The following is a 2,063-nucleotide window of genomic DNA, read 5'->3' on the forward strand; positions in this document are numbered from 1 at the left end:
GCGCCGCCGCCCCGAAGATTGATGTCCATTCAAACGGAGGGCTGATCCCTGTCACAGAGTCCACTCATTGTGCTCGCCATCTCGAGTCGTGAGTTCGCCGATTATGGCCTCTGGGCGGATATGTACCGCGGGCTACACCAGGCCGGGATCGTCCCGGTATCGATTGATACCTCCGTTGAGTCGATACCGATTCAACAGATTCTTGCCGAGGCTGATGGTCTTATCCTCGGCGGCGGCGGCGACGTCTCACCGTTGCTTTATGGCGGTGACCCCTGCGACTCCACGTTGCAAGGGGTGAACCCGCAGCGCGACGCTAACGAAGCCTGTCTCGTGCGTCATGCGTTGCAGAAGGGAATCCCGGTCCTCGGCATCTGTCGAGGCGCCCAGATGATCAACGTGATCCGCGGAGGCACGCTGACCCAGGACGTACGACGAGATATCGAGACGGCGCTGAATCACCAAGGGCCGGAGGAAGCCCTACACACAGCGCTGCACACCGTCGAGGTCGCGGCAAACTCCCTGTTGTCGCGCTTCCTTAGGGTCAGTAGCGCCGTCGAGGTCAACAGCGCACACCATCAGGCGATCGCCCTCATCGGACGCGGTCTCCGGGTAAGCGCTCAAGCCGCCGACGGCGTAGTCGAAGCTATCGAGTCAACAGAGTCGGACGATATTTTACTCGGCGTGCAGTGGCACCCAGAGAATCTGTGGCGAACCCAACCTCATGCGTACACACTGCTCCGTAGTTTTTCAGACCTATGCGGCGATCCGATTCGGCGACGAGTTTCTCAGTGATATGTCCTCGCACTGGATGGTGTCAGGGAATGAGAGGCGCTGGAGTCCACTGTCTCAATCTGACGGTTAGTGCCTGCGCCGCCCTGCGGAATATGTCGATCTAGCGACGGTGACCGACCTCAGGGATAGGTGAACGGCGAGCGATTCACATAGCCGTACCCCTCATGCGGCCTCGCCAGTAAGCCCGGTCCGACACCATCACAACCCTGCTATCCGAAGGGTGCCCTAACACCCTGGCAGTTGCTGTCTCATTTGACGCTCCTCTACCGCGACATAAGCGCCCAGTAGTCGCTGACGCACGGTGGAGGCTTTCATTTCTACGCTCACAACCAGCAGTCCGATCTGGGCGCGCCGACTGCGTTGAGCGATCGCCCTATCCCTTGGGAGGGTAGGGGTCGTTGCCGTAGGAGTTGCGTTCCCGGATCTGCCCGTCTTGCCCGTGAACGAGGTGCTCGACTCCCCGCGCCTTTGCCGTCTGACGTGCCGCTTCGGCCGCGGCTGCCTGAGTGTCGAACTTCTTCGACACTCGAGACGCCCCTTCACTTCGGTTGGCCCAACCATCCCCGTGCCGCACTGTGTGAACGTTGGCCTTCTTCTTCATTCGTCCTCCAGGTTGTCGGTTTAGGTACTCGTTGACTGCAGTCCGGATTACCGTGCTCATAGGCAATCCCGATCGGTCGGAATAGTCCACTAACCGGCGTCGATCGCTTTCGGTGAGCCGAACAGCTAAGGGGCGAGTCGCCATTGCCGGATCCCCCTTGGGAGGTCGGCCATTACGATAGTCAGAACGTACCTCGACAGAGGGCTCGATCACTTCGTAGTCGCCAGCTTCGACGGCGTCGGCGAGACTGCTGTAGTAAGCCGTACGGTCTGTGTCTCGCTCATTATTCCTCCCGTTTCAATCGCTGTCGGCGGCTGACACCACTGGATAAGTCGATCTGCTCGCCGGTGACCTCAAACACTTCACGAGCTACTGCGGACGTAAGCAACATTGCATGGAACACATGCAGCTCGTCTCCGTCCACTTGGTCAGCAACGACTTCCGTCAGAGGCCCCCCGTCCAAGTCTCCGACCAACCGCACCAACTGCGCGCCTGGTACCGCCCTGATCTCAGCGTCCTCGATCCCGTGTCGGCGCGCGGACGCGTAGATCACCGCCTTCACCACAAAATTGTATCACGGTTACCGGGCGCGCAAAAGGCCCGGTCACCAGCTGTTATAGCGGTGCCGATAACTTACGTTATGACAAGTCAACGATGCCGAGTTGTAGAT

The 2,063-nt window shown here is 59.6% G+C and carries 3 protein-coding genes; 1 reads left to right on the forward strand and 2 read right to left on the reverse strand.

Annotated elements, in window-relative coordinates; genetic code table 11:
- Positions 1-69: 69 nt before the first annotated feature.
- Positions 70-792: a gamma-glutamyl-gamma-aminobutyrate hydrolase family protein gene (locus H483_RS38675; protein WP_081615158.1), complete on the forward strand. Its 723-nt coding sequence runs from the start codon at positions 70-72 to the stop codon at positions 790-792.
- A 373-nt stretch (positions 793-1,165) separates the two neighbouring features.
- Here H483_RS38675 and H483_RS40550 read toward each other — a convergent pair whose 3' ends face one another.
- Both H483_RS40550 and H483_RS27525 read right to left on the reverse strand, forming a co-directional pair.
- Entirely contained in the window at positions 1,166-1,537 is a 372-nt protein-coding gene (locus tag H483_RS40550; protein ID WP_371204185.1) for a DUF2188 domain-containing protein, read from the reverse strand.
- A gap of 139 nt (positions 1,538-1,676) precedes the next feature.
- Entirely contained in the window at positions 1,677-1,955 is a 279-nt protein-coding gene (locus H483_RS27525) for a hypothetical protein (protein WP_152427923.1), read from the reverse strand.
- Positions 1,956-2,063 lie beyond the last annotated feature (108 nt).

The organism is Dietzia sp. UCD-THP (genome assembly GCF_000349585.1).
Lineage (GTDB): Bacteria > Actinomycetota > Actinomycetes > Mycobacteriales > Mycobacteriaceae > Dietzia > Dietzia natronolimnaea_A.

Coding starts and splice junctions, on each gene's coding strand:
- H483_RS40550 (WP_371204185.1), bottom strand. CDS start 1,537: ATGGCGACTCGCCCCTTAGCTGTTCGGCTCACCGAAAGCGATCGACGC.